Genomic DNA, 20,613 nt, shown 5'->3' on the forward strand with positions numbered 1-20,613 from the left:
TTGTCGAATCGATAACGGTCCCCGTCCCGGTTAACACGGCACTCGATGCCGGCAGCGAGAATTGCTGCGCCCGTGGGTCTCCCGGTCGTGGCACGCGATGCCACTGTGTCCTGAATCGGTGAATTCGTCTCGACAGGCGAGTGGGGTCAGCATGCAGCACGATCGACTTCACTGACTCGTGGCGCCTCCGGCCTTCCCGCGTGGGTGTGCCATCCCGAGAGGACGCGCGCATGTCGATTCACGAGCTTTCCACCGGCGTCCACCCGTCGCTGCTCCGCGACCTCGAGGCAGGGGCACCGTTCGTGGTCGCGTTCGGCGGCCAGGGAAGTCGTTGGCAGAGCGTACTTTCCGAGATCGCGTCGGACTACGGCCTCACTGCCGAACTCGAGCAGGTATGCGAGGACGCGGATCGGCTCTTGGCGCCCGTCGCGAACGATCTGCTTCCGTACGCGCCGAGCGCTTTTCGTCCGTTCGCACCGAGCGACGGGTCGGCGCCCGAGACGTCCGTGCCCGGAATTCTGTTGGCGCAGATGGCCATGATCCGTGCCATGGCGGTCACGGGTATCGATGCCGCACGTTTCCCGCACGTTCGGGTGATCGGGCACTCGCAGGGATGCTGGGGCGCGGCGGCGTGGAATGCGGTGAGCGCCGACGACGCGGAACTGATCGCCGCCGCGCGCATCACCGTCGCCGCGGTGGTGAAGGCCGCACGTGAGAGCGGACTGACGGGCAAGGGGGAGCGGGCGCCGATGGTGTCCGTGTCCGATGTCGACCCCGATCGGCTGTCCGCTGTCGTGGACCAGGTGCCGGACGTGGTCGTGTCAATCAAGAACAGCCGCCGCCGCGTGGTGCTGTCCGGGCCGTACGAGGGCCTTCTCCGTGTGCAGGAGTTGTGCGGGGCCATCGCCGACGCCGACCGGGCTGCACGAACGGAAAAGCGCACCGGCGGAGCGCCGTTCGACCCGACATTCGAAAGACTGCCCATTCGTATCGGATTTCACCACCCGGCGCTCGAACCGGCGCTCGACGACGTTCGCGCCTGGTCCGAGCGGTGCGGCCTGAATGCGGACCGCGCGGTCGATCTGGCCCGGCGTACGGCGGTCGATCCGGTGGATTGGGTGGACGAGCTCGACACGGCGTGCGTGGACGGGCGGGAAGGCCGGAGGTCGGTCGGAAGCGTCGACTGGTTCCTCGACATGGGGCCGGACGACACGATCGGTCGTCTGAGCCGATCCACGTTGGCGGGCAGCGGAATCGGCATCGTCTCGGTGTCGACGCGGGCGGGGCAACGTCAACTCGTCACCCCCGGTGCGGCTCCGGTGCGCGAGCGGCCATGGTCGTCGTACGCGCCGACGCTGGTGTCGTTGCCGGACGGGCGCACCGTCGTCGAGACCTCGTTCAGCCGACTGACGGGGCGCTCGCCGATCCTGCTGGCGGGCATGACCCCTACGACGGTGGACGTCGGCATCGTCGCGGCCGCCGCCAACGCCGGCTACTGGGCAGAGCTCGCGGGAGGTGGCCAGGTCACCGAAGAGATTCTCGCTCAGCGTATTACGGAGCTGACGACCACGTTGGAGCCCGGTCGCGCGGCCCAGTTCAACTCGATGTTCCTCGATCCGTATCTGTGGAAGATGCAGGTCGGCGGCAGGCGCATGGTTCCGAAGGCGCGGGCGGCCGGAGCGCCCATCGACGGTGTGGTGGTCACCGCGGGGATTCCCGAACTCGACGACGCGCTGGCCTTGATCGCCGAATTGCGCTCGGCAGGAATCGAGTACGTCACCTTCAAGCCCGGCACCGTCGCGCAGATCATGGCTGTCGTGGCCGTTGCGAAGGCCACGGACGAGTCGGTGATCGTGCACGTCGAGGGTGGCCGCGCCGGTGGACATCATTCGTGGGAAGACCTCGATGATCTGCTGATCGCGACGTATCAGCAGCTGCGCGCGGTGCCGAACATCGTGCTGTGCGTGGGCGGCGGCATCGGGACACCCGAGCGCGCTGCTGACTATCTCACCGGCTACTGGTCCGTCCAGCGCGGGTACCCGGCCATGCCGGTGGACGGCATCCTCGTCGGTACGGCCGCGATGGCCACCCTCGAAGCCACCACGTCTCCCGACGTCAAGCGGCTGCTGATGGAGACCCGTGGGTCCGATGCGTGGATCGGCGCCGGTCTGACCGACGGCGGAATGTCCTCCGGCCGGAGCCAATTGGGTGCGGACATTCACGAGATCGACAACTCCGCGTCGCGCTGTGGGCGCCTGCTCGACGAGGTGGCCGGCGACGCCGACGCGGTCGAAGCCCGTCGGGACGAGATCATCGATGCGCTGGCCCGGACGGCGAAGCCGTACTTCGGGGATGTACGGGGGATGACGTATGAGACGTGGCTCCGCCACCTGTGCGCGAATTTATGCCCCCCGGGGGCGGAAATCGCGCACAGCCCGAGTTGGGTCGCCCGGCTGCGCGCCTGTTGCACCCGGGCCGAGGCCCGCCTGCACCCGGTGGAGCGCGGGACGGTCGAGTCCGTTCTCCGCGGCGACGAGTTGCCCGCCGACGCCGTCGACACCCTGGTGCAGCACTACCCCCACGCCCGCGACACCGTTCTCCATCCCGCCGACGTCGCGTTCTTCCTGCAGCAATGCCGGGTGCCAGGCAAGCCGGTGCCGTTCGTGCCCATCATCGACGCGGACGTCCGCCGATGGTGGCGCTCGGATTCGCTTTGGCAGGCGCACGATTCGCGCTACTCGGCCGATCAGGTGATCGTGATTCCTGGCCCGCAGTCCGTCGCAGGGATCGACCGGGTGGACGAGCCCGTCGCGGAACTGCTCGCGCGGTTCGAGCGGGCCACCGTGGACCGCCTCGCGGAGACCCCGACGCCCGTGCCCGGCCGCCGCCGCGACGATCGAGCCGACGGGCCACTGGCTGTACTGCTGGGCGCCGAGAGCGTCGACTGGGCGGGCCGTCAGATCCCGAATCCCGTTCATCGACTGGGTGACTGGCATCGGCAGGACGACGGGGCGTTCGTGTGCGCCGCCGGTGCAACCCTCTCCATCATCGGTGCTGAAACCGTGTTGCTGACAGTACCTCTGGGCGACGGCAGGCTGTCCGTTCCGATCACTGTTCCACCGTCGGCCACCGATGGCGGCGTACCGGTGGTGACCGCCGAGGTCGCCACGGAATCCATGCACGTCCTCCTCGAGATCGCCGCCGGTGGTTCGCTGCCGGAGGTTCACCACGGCGTCGCCCGCGCCACCGCCGCGTGGATGCCGAGCATGGCGTCCGGCCACACTGCTGTCACCGCAGCAGGTTTGGCCGACGACCGGCACCCGAGCGGCCCGGTCCCCGACGTTCTGATGGGAGCCTGTTGGCCGTCCGTATTCGCTGTTCTCGGCGCGGCGCAGACGGATTCGGGTGTGCGCGTCGTCGAGGGCATGCTGGATCTGGTGCACCTGGACCACAGGATCGACGTGACAGCCGCACTGCCCACGGAGTCGAGCGCGTTCATCGTGCGCGCCGAACTCGTCGGAGTCACCGACACCGACGTCGGCCGGGTCGTCGAGGTGACGGTGCGCGTGCAGTCGTCGGGAGCGCACGATCTCGGCGTCGTAGACATCGCAACCATGACTGAACGCTTCGCCATTCGCGGCCTGCTGGGGGATCAGAAACTCCCTGCGGCAGAGCCGATCGGGATATCGACCCCGCGCCGACATCGTCTCGACACCCACCTGACCGCGCCCGACGCCATGCAGGCCTTCGCTGCCGTGTCGTCCGATCACAACCCCATCCACACGTCCGATGCCGCGGCCGCGCTGGCCGGACTCGACGGCCCCATCGTTCACGGGATGTGGCTGTCGGCGGCTGCGCAGCACGCGGTCGGTGTCGAACTCGACTCCTGGACAGCCTCGTTCCTCGCACCGGTCGTCCCCGGTGCGCACATCGACGTCACCGTCGACCGCATCGCTACCACCGGCGGGCGCGACGTCCTCGAGGTCGTGTGCCGCGTCAACGGCGATCCGGTCATGTCGGCGACAGCGGTTCAGAAGGCCCCCGTCACCGTCTACGCGTTTCCGGGCCAGGGGATTCAGAGCGTCGGGATGGGGCAGGCCGCTGCAGCAACGTCGCGTGCCGCGAAGAAGGTGTGGGACCGCGCCGACGCGTTCACCCGAGATCGACTGGGCTTCTCCATCCTCACCATCGTGCGCGACAACCCGTCGGCCATCACCGTCGACGGCCGTGAGTTCCGCCATCGCGACGGCGTGCTGTTTCTGACGCAGTTCACGCAGGTGGCGATGGCCGCACTCGGGTACGCGCAGATGGCCGAGCTGCGCGAAAGCGGTCCACTCGCAGACGATTACGTCTTTTGCGGCCACTCGGTGGGCGAGTTCACCGCGCTGGCCGCCGCGGCCGGGGTGTTCGACCTCGAAACCGTACTCGAGATGGTGTACGAACGCGGCAGCATCATGTCGGACCTCGTGGAACGAGACGGCAACGGCCGCAGCAACTTCGGGATGGCCGCCGTACGTCCGGATCGAATGGGTCTCGACGACGCATCGTTCGTCAGCGACGTCGCCGCACGCACGGGTGAGTTCCTCGAGGTGGTGAACCACAACCGACGCGGCTCGCAGTACGTGGTCGCGGGAACGCTCGCCGGGCTCGATGCCTTGGAGAAGGTCTGTGCCGACCGGGCCTTCGTCAGGGTGCCGGGCATCGATACCCCCTTCCACTCCTCAGTCCTGCACGACGGCGTCGAGCGCTTCCGCGCCGTACTGAACCGGCTGGTTCCCGAGTCGATCGACGCGGACGTGCTGGTCGGGCGGTACATACCGAACCTGACGGCGCGCCCGTTCGACGTGCCCGCTCCGACTCAGGGGCGCCCTCACGTCGACAGTTCGACCGAATGTGCCCCTGAGTCAGACAATCCCGCCCGCACCCACCTCATCGACCTCCTCGCCCAGCAGCTCGCGAACCCTGTGCGCTGGATCGAGACACAGGACGTTCTGTTCGACGAACTCGGAGTCGAACGCTTCGTCGAGGTCGGCGTTGCGACGGCACCCACCTTGGCCAACCTCTCGCGTGGCCGCGCCGCGCAGGTGCTCAACGTCGAACGCGATCACGCCGTGGTGTTCTCGCAGGACGCAGACCCTGTCGAGTATGCGGAGCCAGAAGCCGAAGTGGCCGCGCCGGTCATCGTCGAGACCACGGCGGTGACCACGACGCGCCCCGCCGACCTCACGTTCACCGCCGCCGACGCGGTGCGCGTGCTCGTCGCGACGTGGACCAAGGTGCGGCTCGATCAGCTCAGCCCGACGGACACCGTCGAATCGCTGTGCGAGGGTGTCTCGTCGCGGCGCAACCAGGTGATGCTCGACCTCACCTCCGAGCTGGGCATCGGCGCTATCGACGGCGGCGCGGACCTGGATCTCGTGGCGCTCGGCGACACTGCCACCCGAATGTCGCCGCGCTACAGCGCCTTCGGACCCGTATTGACCGACGCGGTGGACGACATGCTCCGCCGCACCCTCGGACCGTCGGGTAAGCGGCCGACCTACGTCACCGAACGTGTCGCGGGCACATGGCAACTCGGTACCGGGTGGGCCGCGCACGTGCGCGCCGAACTCGCCATGTCGACGCGCGACGGTATGAGCCTGCGCGGAGGCGCCCTCGGCACCCTCGACGTGTTGGACGTCGACACTGCGATCGACGAAGCGATTCGTAGCGTCGCCCTGCGTGCGGGAGTGAGTGTGGCACCCCCGTCGACCGGTAGTGCAGCAACTGCGGTCGACAGCGAGGCGTTGAACGCACTGTCCGACAGCATCATCGGCGCCGAAGGTGTGCTCGCCACCACCGCGCGCACCATCCTGGAACAGTTGGGACTCGCCGACTCCGCCGGCTCGACCACCGTGCTCGACGACGACCTGGCTCGTCTGGTGGCCGACGAGCTCGGATCGGAGTGGCAGAAGAAGGTGGCGCCCGCGTTCGATGCGCAGAAGGCCGTTCTGTTCGACGACCGCTGGGCAACGCTGCGCGAAGACCTCGCTCGCATGTATTCCGGGGAGGAGGCCGTCGACCCGGCGCGGTTCGTCGGCGCGGGGGAGGCGGTGGCGGCTCAGGCGCGCTGGTACGCGACCCAATGTGACGTTGGGTCCACATACGCGACCCAACGTGTCATTGGGTCCACCGAAAAGGACACCTTCGACCACATCGCCACCCTCGCCGCCCAACCGCCCGTCGACACCTGGTCCGCCGACACCGCTGTGGTGACCGGCGCTAGCAAGGGGAGTATCGCCGCGGCGATCGTCGCGGACCTGCTCCGCGGCGGCGCTACGGTCATCGCCACCACGTCACAGCTGGACGGCACAAAGCTGGAGTTCTACCGAAACCTGTACCGCGACAACGCCGTCGTCGGCGCGTCGCTGTGGGTGGTGCCGGCCAACGTTGCGTCCTACGCCGACGTCGACGCGCTCGCCCACTGGATCGGCGAACGGCAGACGGAAACTCTGGGCGGCAAGACCATCGAGATCAAGCCTGCCCTGCAGCCGACGACGCTCTTTCCGTTCGCGGCGCCCGCGGTGTCGGGCGATCTGACCGACGCCGGTGGCCGCGCCGAAACCGAGATGCGGGTGCTGCTGTGGTCCGTCGAGCGCATGATCGCGACGCTCTCGGCGATCGGCGCCGACACCAACGTCCGCGCGCGGCTGCACGTGGTGCTGCCGGGCTCCCCGAACCGCGGCCTGTTCGGCGGCGACGGTGCATACGGCGAGTCGAAGGCAGCGCTCGATGCCGTCGTAAAGCGGTGGCGCTCCGAGTCCTGGTCGCGCCGAGTCACGTTGGTACACGCCTTGATCGGCTGGGTCAGCGGCACCGGACTGATGGGCCACAACGATCGGCTGGTCGACGCCGCCCGCGAGCGCGGCGTCGAGGTGTTCACCCCCGCGGAGATGGCCGGCCTTCTGTTGCAGACGTGCACCCCCGATGCTCGACGCGCACAGGCCCCGGTCGACGTCGACCTCAGCGGCGGACTGGCCGACGCGGGGCTCGATTTCGCGTCGTTGGCTGCCGCCACCCCCGGACCGAGGGGCACATTCAGTCGATCTGACGACGTGGGGGTGCCCCTGAGTCAGAAAATACGAGCCCTCCCCTCCGCCCCCCACGCAGCACCTCTGACCCTCGACCCCTCCTGGCCGGAATCGTCGGCGCGGCCCGAGGACCTCGTCGTGATCGTCGGCGCCGGGGAGGTGGGCGCATACGGCTCGTCGCGCACCCGTTTCGAAGTCGAAGTGCACGAACGATTGTCGGCTGCCGGCGTCATCGAGCTGGCCTGGAACACCGGCCTCATCGAGTGGCAGGACGGCTGGTGCGACCGCGACAGCGGCGATCCCGTCGACGAGGCGGACATCGCCGATCGCTACCACGACGCTGTTCTCGAGCGGTCCGGCATTCGCACGTTCCCCGATTACGGCGTGATGACCGACAACGCCCTGCCGCTGCTCACGTCGGTGTATCTCGACAAGGACCTCACGTTCGTGGTCGGCTCGCGCGCCGAGGCGCAGTCGTTCGTCGACGCGGACCCAGACAACACGGTGATTGTCGAGAAGAACGGGGAGTGGACCGTCACCCGCAAGCAGGGCACGGAGATTCGGGTGCCGCGGGCGATGAAGATGACCCGCACCGTCGGCGCACATCTGCCCGACGGCTTCGACCCGCTCCGCTGGGGCATTCCCGCGGACATGGTCGACGCTCTCGATCCGGTGGCGGTGTGGAACATCGTCGCGACGGTCGACGCGTTCCTCTCCAGCGGCTTCAGCCCGGCCGAGCTGCTGCAGAAGGTCCACCCGCGGTACGTCGCGAACACCCAAGGCACCGGGCAGGGTGCACAGCAAGCGATTCACGCCGCCTACGTGCAGACCATCCTGGGCGAACCGGTGGCGAACGACATCCTGCAGGAGACGTTGCCGAACGTCATTGCTGCGCATGTGGTTCAGAGTTACGTCGGCGGGTACGGAGCGATGGTCAATCCCGTCGGTGCCTGCGCGTCGGCGGCGGTGTCCGTCGAGGAGGCCGTCGACAAGATTCGGTTGGGCAAGGCCACCCTGGTGGTCGCCGGTGGGTTCGACGACGCCGGCCCACAGAGCATTCTCGGCTTCTCCAACATGTCGGCCACCGCAGATTCGACGGCGATGGCAGCGAAGGGCATCGACCCGCGGCGGTTCTCCCGCGCGAACGACCGTCGGCGTGCAGGGTTCGTCGAGGCGCAGGGCGGCGGCACGGTGCTGCTGGCCCGCGGCGACCTGGCGCTCGATATGGGTTTGCCGGTCCTGGGTGTCGTGGCCTGGGCGGGATCGTTCGCCGACGGTATTCACACCTCCATCCCGGCCCCCGGAATCGGCGCCGTGAGTGCTGGGGTCGGCCACCGCGACTCCGAGCTCGCCCAGAGCCTGACCACCCTCGGCCTCACCGCCGACGACATCGGCGTCGTGTCCAAACACGACACCTCGACCCGAGCCAACGACCCCAACGAAGCCGAGTTGCACGAGCGCCTGGGTGACGCGATCGGTCGCAGCGAGGGCAACCCGCTGATCGTCGTGTCGCAGAAGTCGTTGGTAGGCCACGGGAAAGGCGGCGCTGCCGCGTTCCAGATCATCGGGCTGTGCCAAATTCTCGAACGCGGAATCATCCCGCCCAACCGGTCCCTCGACTGTGTCGACGACGCGATGGCGCAGTACCCGCATCTCGTATGGCCGACGAAGCCGCTCCAGAAGACGGTGCGAGGCGGCATACTCACGAGCCTCGGTTTCGGCCATGTCTCGGGACTCGTGGTGGTCGCGCGGGTCGACGCGTTCCTGGCGACGCTGACCCCGGAGCAGCGGCGGACCTATGTCGAACGGGCACGGCGCCGCACCGAGAAAGGGCAGCGCACCTTGCTCGACGCCATGTGCGGTGGTCCGGCTCTCTACGAGAAGCCGGATCGACCGTTCGTCGACCGCCGCGAGGTCGAGATGTTGCTGGACCCACACGCCCGATTGGGTCCGAACGGCGACTACTGATCCTGGTCCGGAACCTGTTTTCGGCCGTGATAAACGGACCATTGTTCGGCTAGGGCCGGTGAATACGTCATCGGGTTGCGAAACGTTGGCGGACAACGAATTACATTCAGGTTCGTTATCGCATTGCGATCTTGCCCGATCCGCCCTTTTTGTTCCCACTGGTTACGATCTTGGTGGAGTCGAGAGAGGCCCGGTGGGCGCCTCGATCCCGTGTTCTCGGGGGGAACGAGGAAACAGCGCAGTTTCCGAATGTCGAAGTGGGTCAGGGAAACCGGCCCGCCCGTTCTTCATCGAACACGAATGGTGGATCAGTGACCGAAAGTGTTGTGGAACCTCGACCGCGAGTAGCGATTGCGCACGACTACCTCACGCAGCGGGGTGGAGCAGAAAAGGTTGTTCTCGCCATGGCGCGGGCATTTCCCGACGCCCCGATCTACACCACGTTGTACGACGCAGAGGCCACGTATCCCGAATTCGCCGACCTCGACGTGCGGGTGTCACGGCTCAACAACGTCGGTCTCCTGCGTTCGAATCATCGATTCGCGCTGCCCTTGCTTCCGTATGCCTCGACCATGACCGAGATCGACGCCGACGTCGTTCTCACCAGCTCCAGCGGTTGGGCGCACGGGTTTTCGACCACCGGAAAGAAGTTGGTCTACTGCTATTCACCGGCGCGGTGGCTGTATCAGACCGAGGTATATCTCGGTCAGTCCAGCGGACGAATGACCCGACTCCTGTTGTCGATGATGACGCCCTCTCTGCGCCGGTGGGACCGCAGGGCTGCGCGCTCCGCCGATCGCTATCTGGCAATCTCGACCGCAGTTCGCGATCGCATCACCGCGACGTACGACATCGACTCCACGGTCGTCCCCGCCCCGTTCACCCTCGATCGGGACGCCCATACCGAGGATATTCCCGAGGTCGCGGAGTGGTTGCAGGACAACGACTTCTACCTCTGTGTGTCGCGCCTGCTGCCGTACAAGAACGTGGACAAGGTGATGAGGGCCGTCGAGGGGTCGACCCGCAGACTCATCGTGGTGGGCCGCGGTCCGGAGAAGGACGGCCTGGCGTCGCTGGGGCTGGACAACGTGCTCATGCTGAGCGATCTCACCGACGGTCAGATGACGTGGCTCTATCGGCACACCACCGGTCTGATCGCCGCCAGCTACGAGGACTACGGGTTGACGCCGCTCGAGGCGGGGGTCCACGGCAAGCCGAGCATCGTGCTGCGCTGGGGCGGCTTCCTCGACACCATCGACGAGGATGTCACCGGGATCTACTTCGACAAGCCCGAGCCACAGGCCATTTCGGCCGCGCTCGACCGATTCGAGCAGATGACCTGGGATCCGGAGCGCATCGTCGAGCACGTCCAGCAGTTCGGCGAAAGCACGTTCGCGACGACGTTGAACGAGACCATCGACGATTTGCTGGGAACCATCAACACACACCAGGTCGGTACGAAACAGATAGGCACTGTACCGGCGTGAAAATCGATCGGACACCATGACCGTCACTCGGACAACGCCGTCGGGGTTGGTACCACCATCACGCAGAACCGGCGTCACCATGCGCCGTGCCGAGCGCGGGCGACACCGTCGCAAGCGCATCGTCAAACGCACGATCATCGCTTCGAGTGTGCTGGCGCTGGTCGCGGTCATCGGAATCGTGGCGACCTTCGTGGTCGTCTTCGAGCGGTATTTCGACGAAGTAGACCGTATTCCGGGGGTTTTCGACGGACTCGACGAGGGATCTCGTCCCGCGCCGTCTCCGGGTGCCACCAATTTCTTGGTGGTGGGGTCCGACGCCCGGACCACCGGCCCGACGACGGGAACGGACGCCACCGAGGAGGCGAGCGACGCCCGGTCGGATCTGATCATGTTGGTGCAGTTGCACAGTGACGGCCGCACCGCCGAAGTCGTGTCCATACCCCGTGACTCCTGGGTGCCCATTCCCGGCCGCGGCAACGACAAGATCAACGCGGCGTACGCATTCGGCGGCCCGACGCTGCTGGTGCAGACCGTCGAGGCTCTCACCCGAGTGCGGGTCGACCACTTCGCGGTCATCGACTTCTTCGGTTTCGTCGCGGTCACGGATTCGCTGGGCGGCGTATTCGTGGACGTTGCTCGGGAGACCCAGAACGAGGGGGTCACCTTCTATCAGGGACGAAACTTCCTCACGGGTCTGGCCGCATTGGCGTACGTGCGCCAGCGCGTCGGGCTCCCCGACGGGGATCTCGACCGAATTCTGCGTCAGCAGAACTACCTTCGCGCGCTGGCCACCAAGATTCGGCAGCTGAATCCGGTCCAGAAGCCCCGTCAGGTCGACCGCGTCGTGAAGTACCTCACGAAGGCGGTGAGCGTCGACGACACGTTGAGCAATCTCGATCTCGCGAAACTTGCTGTCGCTCAGCGCGGGCTGGGGCCGTCGGACGTCTCGTTCCTCCGGGCACCGGTGGGTGGATCGGGAACGGAGGGCGGTGCCAGCGTTCTCTATCTCGACGACACCGCACGCACCACCCTCTGGCGCTACATGGCCGGCGGGACGCTGCGCGATCGCGTCTCCGAGTTCGCGCGGCTGCCGGCAACCCCCTTCTGACCGCTCAGAAGAGGGACGTGTAGAGCTCTCGATGGCGGGCCGCGATGCGGTCCCAGGCGAACGTCTCCGCGTGCACGCGGCATTCCTTGGCGGTGGGCCCGATCCCGTTCAACACGTCGACGATGCGCGCGGCCAGAGCATCGGCATCACCGACCGGAACGACGAGCGACGGGTCGAGTCCCACCACCGTGTCCGGCAGGCCGCCGCAGTCGGTGACCACAGGCGGGCGACCGGTCGCGAGCGATTCGAGCGCAATCAGGCCGAAACCCTCCAGTGCGAGGCTGGGAACCGCAGTGACCGTGGCCATGCGATACAGCTCCTCGAGCCGATCGTCGGACACCCGACCTTCGAAGACGACCGACTCACCCAGCGACAAACTCGTTGCGAGAGCGCGCAACTCCCGCTCGTAGGTGCCCTGTCCCACGATGATCAGTCGTGCGTCGGGTTGAGAGCGCAGGATCTCCGGCCACGCCCGAAGCAACACGTCGATGCCCATGCGGCGTTCGAGGCGCCGCGCGCACACCACGACCGGGTCACCCGTCCCGGCCTCGGCGAAAGCGAAGCGGTCGAGATCGACCCCGCCGGGAACGATCTCGACGACGTCGGCGTCGACCCCGTAGTCGTCGACGAGCACGTCCTTGAACCGTTGGCAGAGAACGACGAAGGCATCCGACCGTGCATAGATCGACTTCTCGAGAAGTAATTTCGCCCGCGTGCGCATGTCCTGCGAGCCCGCCAGCACACTTTCGGCCGCCCAGGGTCCGTGAAAATGTGTGATGCGATTCGTGTGCCTCTCCAGGGTCGCTCGCGAATGCCCGTACAGCGCGAAGTGGCTGTCGATCAACGAGGTGCCGCTAACGGGCGGGTGCACGCGCGACGCGAGTACACGGGTCGCCAGCGACGTGCCGACCGGTCCCCACGAGGTACCGCCGCGGGGTGGATCGCCGAACGCGGAAGCGGTCACAGGTCCCGTTTCGTCGTCACGCAGAGCCGAGAACAAGGATTCGAAGTATCGGTTCAAACCTCCCGGCCGCGAATCGAACCATTCGGACCCGGTCATGTGTACGTGCACGGCAGCCTCTCGGTGAATGTGCTCATCCGGCAACGATTGCCGACAAGCAAATGCCAAGCGGCACTTGTAGTATTCACTGAATTCGTCTGCGCGGCAAAAGAAGGAAAGGCCGGGAATGTGAAGCGTGTTCTCGTCGTCACCCGCGAATTCCCGCCGGAGCCGGGCGGTGTGGGTGACTACTGCGCGCGCTGGATCGAGGAGACGGCCAAGCGGTGGCCGCAGTGCCACGTCACCGTGCTCTGCGCTCCGTGGCCCGGGCGGGCCGCCACGTTCGCCGGTGCGGACATCGTCGAACACGAGGACTGGAGTCGGTCGGGGTACGCGCGGATGGTCGAGACCGCGCGGGCGCTCGAACCCGACGACGTCGTCTTCCATTACGTGCCGCACATGTATCACCGTCAGGGCCTACCGCTGTCGATCCCGCTGCTGGTCGCGATGCTGCAGCGCCACGTGGCGCCCGTCACCACCGTGTTCCACGAAATGAGCTCTGCCGTAGTGACTTTCCGCCATCGCGTGCTCGCAGTGCCGCAGGCGATACTGGTGATGCTGATCGCCAGCACGTCGCCGACGTCGGTGGTCACCATCTTCACCCGCGCGCACCGGCTCTCCGTGTTGGTGCCCTGGGTGCGCCGCCGTATCGCGGTCGTTCCCGTCTCGCCCACCATGCACAACCTGTCCGCGCGGGCAGAGCTACCGCCCGAACGTCCGGCGTTGCGGCTGTTGCACTTCGGGTCCAAGCACCCGTCGCGTGACTTCTCGATGATCGTCGAGGCGATGGACGCCCTCGATGCGCGCGGAATCGCCTACGAGATGCGGATCGTCGGGACGGCGGCGGCTCCCGATCCACGGGCCGTGCCCCTGGGATACCGCGCCGAGACCGAGGTGATCGAGGAGATCCTGTCGGCGGACATCGCCGTGCTCCCGTTCAAGGACGGTGCCTCGGGCCGACGATCGACGGTGGCAAACTGCCTCATCGCCGGCGTTCCGACGGTGTCGACGAGGGGTCACGACACCACCCCGTCGTGGTACGGCGACGCTCTCGTTCTCGCCGGCGACTCACGTGGATTCGCCGATGCAGTGGTCGCTTTGGCGTCCGATCGCGACCTGCGAGCGCGGCAGGGCGCCGCTGCCGCCCGATGGGCGGAGGCCACCATCTCGTGGTCCGTCACCGGCGAAGCCTGGGCCGATGTACTTCGGCTCGATACGCGTGAGCCGGTCACGTGAAGGTTGCGAGCCTGGGCAAGTACCGCAAGATCATCGGCACCGCCGGTGTTCAGTTGTCCACCACGGGACTGGGACTGATCAGTGGAATCCTGATCGCTCGTACGCTCGGCGCCGACGGTCGCGGATCCATCACCGCGGTCATGATCGTGTTGACGGTGTTGTCCTGGCTGGTGTTCCTCGGGGTTCCCAACGCCGGCGGATACATGTCCACTCACACCCGGACGCCCGTCGTCACGCAGGCTGCACTCACGTCCGTGATGCTGGGCGGCCTTGCGGGGGTGGTGTTGTGGATCGTCGCGCCGTCCGTCTCCGGTGACTACCCGGGGTTCGTCACCGACGGCCTGCGCGCCGCGGCGATCACGCTCCCGTTCGTCGGACTCGGCCTGTGCGGCCAGGAGATCCTCTACGCGGAGTCTCGGGTCAGGGCCTGGAACATCCTCCGGATCGTTCCGCTCGCCGGTCCCAGCGTGTGTGTGATCGTCTTGGCCGCAGTGGGTTTGCTGACCGCTCCGCATGCAGTGCTCACGTATCTGGGGTCGATGGTCGTCTACATCGTCGGCGGCAGCGTCGTTCTGCTGACCCGGACCGCGGGGTCGATACGGTCGAACGTGTACGGCGCGTTGATCGCCTACGCATTTCCGCGGTGGATGTCCGCCGCTTCCGACGCTGTGACTGCGCGCATGGACCAGCTCGTCATGGTGGTGCTGTCGACGCCGTCCGAATTGGGCCGTTACGCCGTGGCGGTCACCGTGGTGTCGGTGTCCAACCCGCTCTCGCTGGCCGTCGGAATGATGATGTACCCCGAGACCCGAAATGCGTCGGGTGACCGGCGTGCTCTCCACCGCTCCATGCGTCGACGAGCGGTGATCCTCAGCGCAGCAGCGGGTCTGGTGGTCACCGTGGTGGCCGCACCTTTGATCGGGGTGCTCTTCGGGCCGGACTTCCGCGGTCTCGAGTCGATCATCGTCGTGCTGGTGATCGCGCAGATTTTCAACGACCGCTACTACGTCGACATTTCGTACTTCGCCGGGATCGGTCGGCCGCACATTCTGATCGGACCGTCGTGGGTCACGGCCGCGGTGATGGCGGTGGGTCTCGTCGTGCTCGGCCACGGCGGGCTGACGGGCTTCGAGGCGGCGGTGGTCACCATGGCGTGCGCCATCGTGCGGTGCCTCGCCATCTCGCTGGCGACGCGTCGGGACGAGCGGCGGACCCCGCACGAGGAGACGGTGGCAAGCGGGGTTACCGACTAGTCCAGCGTACGAACCACTTTGGCGGGAGCGCCCATCACGAGTGTGTTCGGCGGGACGTCCTTCGTGACCAGTGAACCGGCGGCGACGACAGACCCGGCGCCGATCGTGACGTTCGGAAAGACGGTCACGTTGGCACCCACCCAGGCCCCGGCTCCGATGTCGACGCGGCCGACCACCACCGGGCCGTATCGCTTGTCGGCAGAACCGATTTCGTGGGTCGAGGTCAGCAGGGTGACGTTGTACGCGAGTCCGGACCCGGGACCCATGGTGATGGGACCTGTGGCGTCGAACGTGCAGCCGGAGTTGATCACCGCGGTACGCCCGATGTTGACCTTTGCATCACCGTAGAACGAGACACCGGGGTAGAACGCGACTGCGCGGCACTCGACTCCACCGAGACGGCACAGCACGCTACGTACGCGGGTGCTCCAGATGGCGTTCGAAACAACACTGTTGAGCCAGAAGCGACGAGCAAAACCCATCGGTTCAGTCCTGCTTCGTCATGGCTGGACCAGACACGGCAGGATCATTCACGTCAGCCGTCTTGTCGCCCGGCACGGCTGGACCCGGAAGCGGGGGTGGGGACTGTTTGGCCGCTTTCTTTCGGGTCGAGAACTTGAGGAACGGTTTCTCCACCAGTTGATATCCGAGATAACCCGCCAAGACGCTGAGAGCAATTCCGAGGAGACCGTTGTTCCAAGGCGGCGGTCCGAAATGATTGATGAACAGTTGCTGAAACAAGTAGGTGCTGTACGAATTGATGCCGACGAAGGTGAACGCTTTGAACGAGAAGAATTTGATGACGTATTTCGACCCGTTCAAGCACGCCACGATGATGATTCCGCTGGCGACGCCGTCCATCGTGTAGCCGATGGGGAAGTAGTAGTGGAGTGCGAAGAAGCCGGCCAGGTACGGCTCGACCAGCACGATGAACGCCGTCGCCGGAATGGCGAGGCGCAGACACCAGCGCACCATGTGTTCGCGGAAGCGCTCGTCGTTGAGCAGAAGCGCGAACGCGCCACCGATCAGGAAGGAGTCGACGCGGGTGTGGAAGGTGATCGTGATGTTTCCGCGCAGCGACTCGAACAGCAGGTACTGCCCGACGCGCACGATCGGTCCCAGCACGATGGCGACCGCGGCCACCCGGAGCCCGATCTTCGGCCCGAAGAAGTACAGGATCAGCGGCCAGATCAGCAGAAACTGCACCTCGATAGCGAGGGACCAGGAGTGTCCGACCCACCACGCGTTGGCCTCGCCGGAGACGTAGTTGTTGATGAAGAACGCGGCCGACAGCCATTGGCGTAACGAGACGCTGATGTACGAGACGTTGGCTGCGAGGATGGCAATGATGATCAGGAACACGGCGAACGCGGGTATGAGCCGCATGGCCCGGCGGTAGTAGAAGGCACCGAGCGCGATGCGCCCGGTCCTGTTGAGCTCGCGCACCATGAGCGAGGTGATCAGAAACCCGCTCAGTGCGAAGAAGATGACCAGAGCGCGGTATCCCTGGAACAGAACGGCTCCGGCGAGCACGGGCCATCCCATGGAAATGGCCGCGTGGCCGAGCAGCACCAGAATTGTCGCGAATCCGCGTAATCCGTCGAGCGCTTGCATTCGGCTTTGCGGAGCAGCGGTGACGGCCGCTTTCGCGGGGGCCGATTCGCGATTACTCATTGGCCAATAATAAGAGCGACTTGTCGATATTGCGCGGCGAGAGAGCCGCCCCACTTTCGGCTACTGTCTGTGCATGGGAATCAGACCCACGCCGCGGTCACTACGTGATTTTGCGGTCGACAGCCGCATCGAATTCGCGAATGTTCTGCTTCGTGTTCCGAGTTCACGATTTCGTAATCTATTGGCTCGCACCCTGCTGCGGTGGAACATCGGGAACGATGTGGTCGTCGGCCGCCACATCCGCGTGTTGGATCTCGGTGGTCTCACCACCGGTGACGTCGTCAACATCGGCCATCACGCGCACCTGGACGCGCGCGGCGGAATCGAGATCGGCAGCAAGGTCGACATGGCGCCGTACGTCAGTATTTTCACCGTCGGCCACGATCCGGACAGCCCGACCTTCGAGGGCACCAGCAAGAAAACCGTCATCGGCAACCGTGTGTGGTTGGCCACCGGATGCTCGGTGGCACCCGGCTCCGTACTCGAGGACGGAGTGGTACTCGGCGCGAAATCCGTTGCGCACGGCCGACTCGAAGCCAATGGTGTGTACGCAGGCAACCCGGCACAGCTGTTGCGCTACCGGGCCGAGGGAGCGCAGGAAGGTCTGCGTCCTTACCGGCGATTCTGGATCTGACTCAACTCGCACAGGGCGCGATCCAACTTCTCCACGAGGACGGCGTCGGAGAAGTCGGCCGCCCGCTCGCGTGCCCTTCCCGACATCACGGTGTAGCCGTCGGGGTCGTCGAGCACCCGCTCGAGCGCGTCGGCCACAGCGGCGGGATCGCCCGGCTCCACCAGAAGACCGTTCGAACCCGAGGTGATGATCTCGCTCGGTCCGCCGCCGCGTGTGGCGATCACCACCAGTCCGGCGTCGAGCGCCTGCACCACCACCTGTCCGAACGGTTCCGGCGTGAGGGAGCAGTGCAGCATGATCGCGCTGGAGTCGAACAGGCCGGCAACGTCGTCGGTGTGGCCGAGGTACTCGGTCGACGGGGAGGCGTCCACCATCGCGAGGAATCGCTCCCGGAACTCGTTCTCGCCGAACAGTGTTCCGCCTGCCATCGTCAGCCGCACCCGCTCTCGGCCGGCCCGGCGATTGACCTCGTCGACCGCCGCGATCGCGATGTGTGGGCCCTTCCACTCCGAGATGCGGGCGACGAAGGCGACCGGGACGGGACCGGAGTCGGGGAGGGTGCGCGGTTCCATGGCTCGCCGGTTGCTGTCGATACCGCTGGGGCTCGGGACGACCCGTGTCGGCAGCGCCGGGTCCAGGGCGGTCACGGTGTCGGCCGTCCACTGCGAATTGGCCAGGGCCGCCGCCATTCTGGGTACGGTTCCGTAGCGGGTCAGCAGCTGTTTGGCGCGCGACATGTAGGTGTCGGTCAAGCCGTCGCGCACCCAGTAGACGATCCTGGTTCGGCGCGTGCGCACGATGGCCAACAGCAGCGCCATGCGCATGGTGTTGGCCACGAACACCGCGTCCGGGTGGCGGCGGACGAACCCGCGCAGTGCCAGGAGAGTGCCCACAGAACCAGTCGAGGAGACGACGGTCACAGGGACGCCGCTCTCGCGCAACGGAATCCACACGTCGCCGTCCTCGAGCGCGAGCAGCTCCACGATGTCCAGACGACTGGCCTGCAGGTACCGCACGAGGGCCAGCTCTCCGCCGCCCGGTGCCGACGTGTGGTCGGCAAAGATCCACCGCTGCGGCGAGGTCACGACGCGGGTCTCGCTGTGGGCGTGAGGCGGTCGAGCTCGGCTCCCAGCAGTGGGGTGAGAGCAGCGGCCGCATGGGCACTGAGGTGATGTTCGTCGCGATAGATCAGGATGTCTCCGACCATGGGGTAGCAGGTCGATCGGCACAGCCACTGCGACCCGTCGACGTAGGTGGCGCCCGCCGACGCTGCAGCGTGTTTCTCGACGTCACCGAGTGCACTGTCGGTGACATCACCGACCGGTTTGGCGCACCGGTCGGGGCTGTCGAGGTTCGCCGACAGGCACACGGCGGGAGCGGTGTCCCAGTGCGGGGTGTCGCCCAGAACCATGGTCGACGAGGTGGACGGCAGTGCGTCGAGAACGCGCGTCAGTCCGGTGGACCACGCGTCCGCATAGTCTCCGGTGCCCTGCCACACCGAGGAGTAGACGGTCGAATAGGCACTCATCACAACGAGATCGGGATTCATACGCTCGATCTGGTCCAGCGCAGCTGCCCGCCACTGGTCGCACTCGGTGAAGGGCCGTTGGAGCAGGGTGCTGTACATCTCGATGTCCACCGGCGGACACGCGGACTTGGTCATCGTGACCAGCTTCGTCGACCGTGAGGCCGCGTACTGTTCCATGGCCGGAAACCATTGTGATGCATGGGAATCACCGAACAGCACGACGGTGCGATTCGATGTGGTGTCGCCGTAGTCGCAGGCGATGGGCGTGGTGTCGGCAGGCGCCGCCTCACAGCGGTCCTCGTAGATGCGGGGGAGGTCCTTGCGCGCATCGAGCAGGGTGGGCTGGAGGTTGCTCGGGACGGAGGGTGGGAACTCCGCGCCGGTGGACGCCAGCACCATGTTCGCCTCCGGGGCAACCGAATCCGTGTAGAGCGCGGGGATTCGCCCGACCGCGAAGCCGGCCACGAGGACAATTGCGGTCATCGAGGCGGCCATGGCGTAACTGCGCCGCGCCCGCGCCGAGACGACCGGTGCGCTGCGCACGGTTTCCTCGATGAATCGCCACGTCAACCAGGACAGGGCGACTGCGATGACGGCCAGACCCAGCTTCTGCGCCAGGCCGAGCTCCTGCGGGAGGAGCAGTGCCGGAATCAGGAACAGCGGCCAATGCCACAGATACAGCGAGTACGAGATCTTGCCGATGAACTGGAACGGGGGAAGCGCGAACAGCATTCGTACGCCGAATCTGGTGTCGTTGCCGGCGATCATGGCGCAGGTGGACAACACCGGGGCCAGCGCAATCCACCCGGGGAAGGGAAGACGGTCGGTGATGACGGTGGCGGAGACGACAATGCCGATCAGGCCGGCCCAGCTGACGGTGGCCAACACCGCGGCAGGCAGTCGTGCGATCAGCGGTACCGCAAGCGCCAGCAGGGCGCCGGCAGCAAGCTCCCATGCCCTCGTCGGGAGCAGAAAGAACGCCAACCCACGGGAGAAATCCGTGACCACGACCGACAGGGCCAGCGACACCGCCGCCACGCCGCCGACCCACAGCGCGGTGCGTCGGACACGGCCGCGCGATACACGGGCGACGAGCAGAAGGAACAGAGGCCACACGAGGTAGAACTGTTCCTCGACCCCGAGTGACCAGTAGTGCTGCACCAGAGAGGGTGTGGGGTCGGCGAGGTAGTCGGTGCCGTTGTAGGCGAACCAGAAGTTCCCGAGGTGAACCGCGGAGAACATGACGTCGCGGGTTATCTCGGTGAGCGTGAGCGGCGGAAGCAGAAGTTTGGCGGCGACGAGCGTCACGAGAAGCACGAACAACGCTGCGGGCAACAACCGTCGAAGCCGCCGCGCGTAGAAGTTCGTGAGCGAAATGGTTCCGGTGCGGCCGATCTCCGACAGGAGCATCCCGGTGATGAGGAATCCGGAGATGACGAAGAACGCGTCCACCCCGACGAACGATCCGGGTAGCGGACTCAGTCCGGCGTGGTAGGTGACCACCAGTCCGGCAGCGAGGGCCCGCAGGCCCTGAATGTCACTGCGGTGGATGTCACTGCGGTGGATGTCACTGCGGTGGCGAATTCGAGCCACCG

11 protein-coding genes are annotated in these 20,613 nt (G+C 66.4%); 6 read left to right on the forward strand and 5 right to left on the reverse strand.

Going from position 1 to position 20,613, the window contains the following annotated elements; all coding sequences use genetic code 11:
- Positions 1-230: 230 nt before the first annotated feature.
- From AC59JP_RS14205 to AC59JP_RS14215, 3 genes are all read left to right on the forward strand, one after another.
- Entirely contained in the window at positions 231-9,038 is an 8,808-nt protein-coding gene (locus AC59JP_RS14205; protein WP_497326409.1) for a fatty acid synthase subunit beta domain-containing protein, read from the forward strand.
- A gap of 311 nt (positions 9,039-9,349) precedes the next feature.
- The gene (locus AC59JP_RS14210; protein ID WP_497326410.1) at positions 9,350-10,525 is read left to right on the forward strand and encodes a glycosyltransferase; all 1,176 of its coding nucleotides are present in this window, start codon (positions 9,350-9,352) and stop codon (positions 10,523-10,525) included.
- A gap of 16 nt (positions 10,526-10,541) precedes the next feature.
- Positions 10,542-11,633 carry an LCP family protein gene (locus AC59JP_RS14215; RefSeq protein ID WP_497326411.1) on the forward strand — a complete coding sequence of 364 codons (1,092 nt, stop codon included), beginning with the start codon at positions 10,542-10,544 and terminating at the stop codon, positions 11,631-11,633.
- Between the two features lie 4 nt (positions 11,634-11,637).
- On the opposite strand, the gene AC59JP_RS14220 is transcribed toward AC59JP_RS14215, so the two are convergent.
- Positions 11,638-12,693: a glycosyltransferase family 4 protein gene (locus tag AC59JP_RS14220; RefSeq protein WP_497326412.1), complete on the reverse strand. Its 1,056-nt coding sequence runs from the start codon at positions 12,691-12,693 to the stop codon at positions 11,638-11,640.
- 129 nt (positions 12,694-12,822) lie between these two features.
- Here AC59JP_RS14220 and AC59JP_RS14225 point away from each other — a divergent pair, with 129 nt between their 5' ends.
- Both AC59JP_RS14225 and AC59JP_RS14230 read left to right on the forward strand, forming a co-directional pair.
- Complete coding sequence (locus tag AC59JP_RS14225; protein WP_497326413.1) at positions 12,823-13,929, forward strand: glycosyltransferase; 1,107 nt, start codon at positions 12,823-12,825, stop codon at positions 13,927-13,929.
- Positions 13,926-15,182 (forward strand): lipopolysaccharide biosynthesis protein, encoded by a 1,257-nt coding sequence (locus tag AC59JP_RS14230; protein ID WP_497326414.1) that lies wholly within the window; start codon positions 13,926-13,928, stop codon positions 15,180-15,182. The genes AC59JP_RS14225 and AC59JP_RS14230 overlap by 4 nt, the downstream gene beginning before the upstream one ends.
- On the opposite strand, the gene AC59JP_RS14235 is transcribed toward AC59JP_RS14230, so the two are convergent.
- Entirely contained in the window at positions 15,179-15,664 is a 486-nt protein-coding gene (locus tag AC59JP_RS14235) for an acyltransferase (protein ID WP_497326415.1), read from the reverse strand. The two genes, AC59JP_RS14230 and AC59JP_RS14235, sit on opposite strands and share 4 nt — an antisense overlap.
- Before the next feature lie 4 nt (positions 15,665-15,668).
- Positions 15,669-16,856 carry an acyltransferase family protein gene (locus tag AC59JP_RS14240; protein ID WP_497326416.1) on the reverse strand — a complete coding sequence of 396 codons (1,188 nt, stop codon included), beginning with the start codon at positions 16,854-16,856 and terminating at the stop codon, positions 15,669-15,671.
- A gap of 181 nt (positions 16,857-17,037) precedes the next feature.
- On the opposite strand from AC59JP_RS14240, the gene AC59JP_RS14245 reads away from it, so the two are divergent.
- Entirely contained in the window at positions 17,038-17,490 is a 453-nt protein-coding gene (locus tag AC59JP_RS14245) for an acyltransferase (RefSeq protein WP_497326417.1), read from the forward strand.
- Here AC59JP_RS14245 and AC59JP_RS14250 read toward each other — a convergent pair.
- A complete protein-coding gene (locus AC59JP_RS14250) occupies positions 17,469-18,575 on the reverse strand; it encodes a glycosyltransferase family 4 protein (RefSeq protein WP_497326418.1) in 1,107 nt (368 codons plus the stop codon). The genes AC59JP_RS14245 and AC59JP_RS14250 overlap by 22 nt on opposite strands.
- Positions 18,572-20,611 carry an acyltransferase family protein gene (locus AC59JP_RS14255; protein WP_497326419.1) on the reverse strand — a complete coding sequence of 680 codons (2,040 nt, stop codon included), beginning with the start codon at positions 20,609-20,611 and terminating at the stop codon, positions 18,572-18,574. The genes AC59JP_RS14250 and AC59JP_RS14255 overlap by 4 nt, the downstream gene beginning before the upstream one ends.
- Positions 20,612-20,613 lie beyond the last annotated feature (2 nt).

It is taken from the genome of Rhodococcus sp. 320_ES (assembly GCF_059691855.1).

Excerpts from the sequence above, each read along its gene's own strand:
- AC59JP_RS14205 (WP_497326409.1), top strand. The coding sequence starts at position 231 with ATGTCGATTCACGAGCTTTCCACCGGCGTCCACCCGTCGCTGCTCCGC.
- AC59JP_RS14215 (WP_497326411.1), top strand. The coding sequence starts at position 10,542 with ATGACCGTCACTCGGACAACGCCGTCGGGGTTGGTACCACCATCACGC.
- AC59JP_RS14220 (WP_497326412.1), bottom strand. The coding sequence starts at position 12,693 with ATGACCGGGTCCGAATGGTTCGATTCGCGGCCGGGAGGTTTGAACCGA.
- AC59JP_RS14235 (WP_497326415.1), bottom strand. The coding sequence starts at position 15,664 with ATGGGTTTTGCTCGTCGCTTCTGGCTCAACAGTGTTGTTTCGAACGCC.
- AC59JP_RS14240 (WP_497326416.1), bottom strand. The coding sequence starts at position 16,856 with ATGAGTAATCGCGAATCGGCCCCCGCGAAAGCGGCCGTCACCGCTGCT.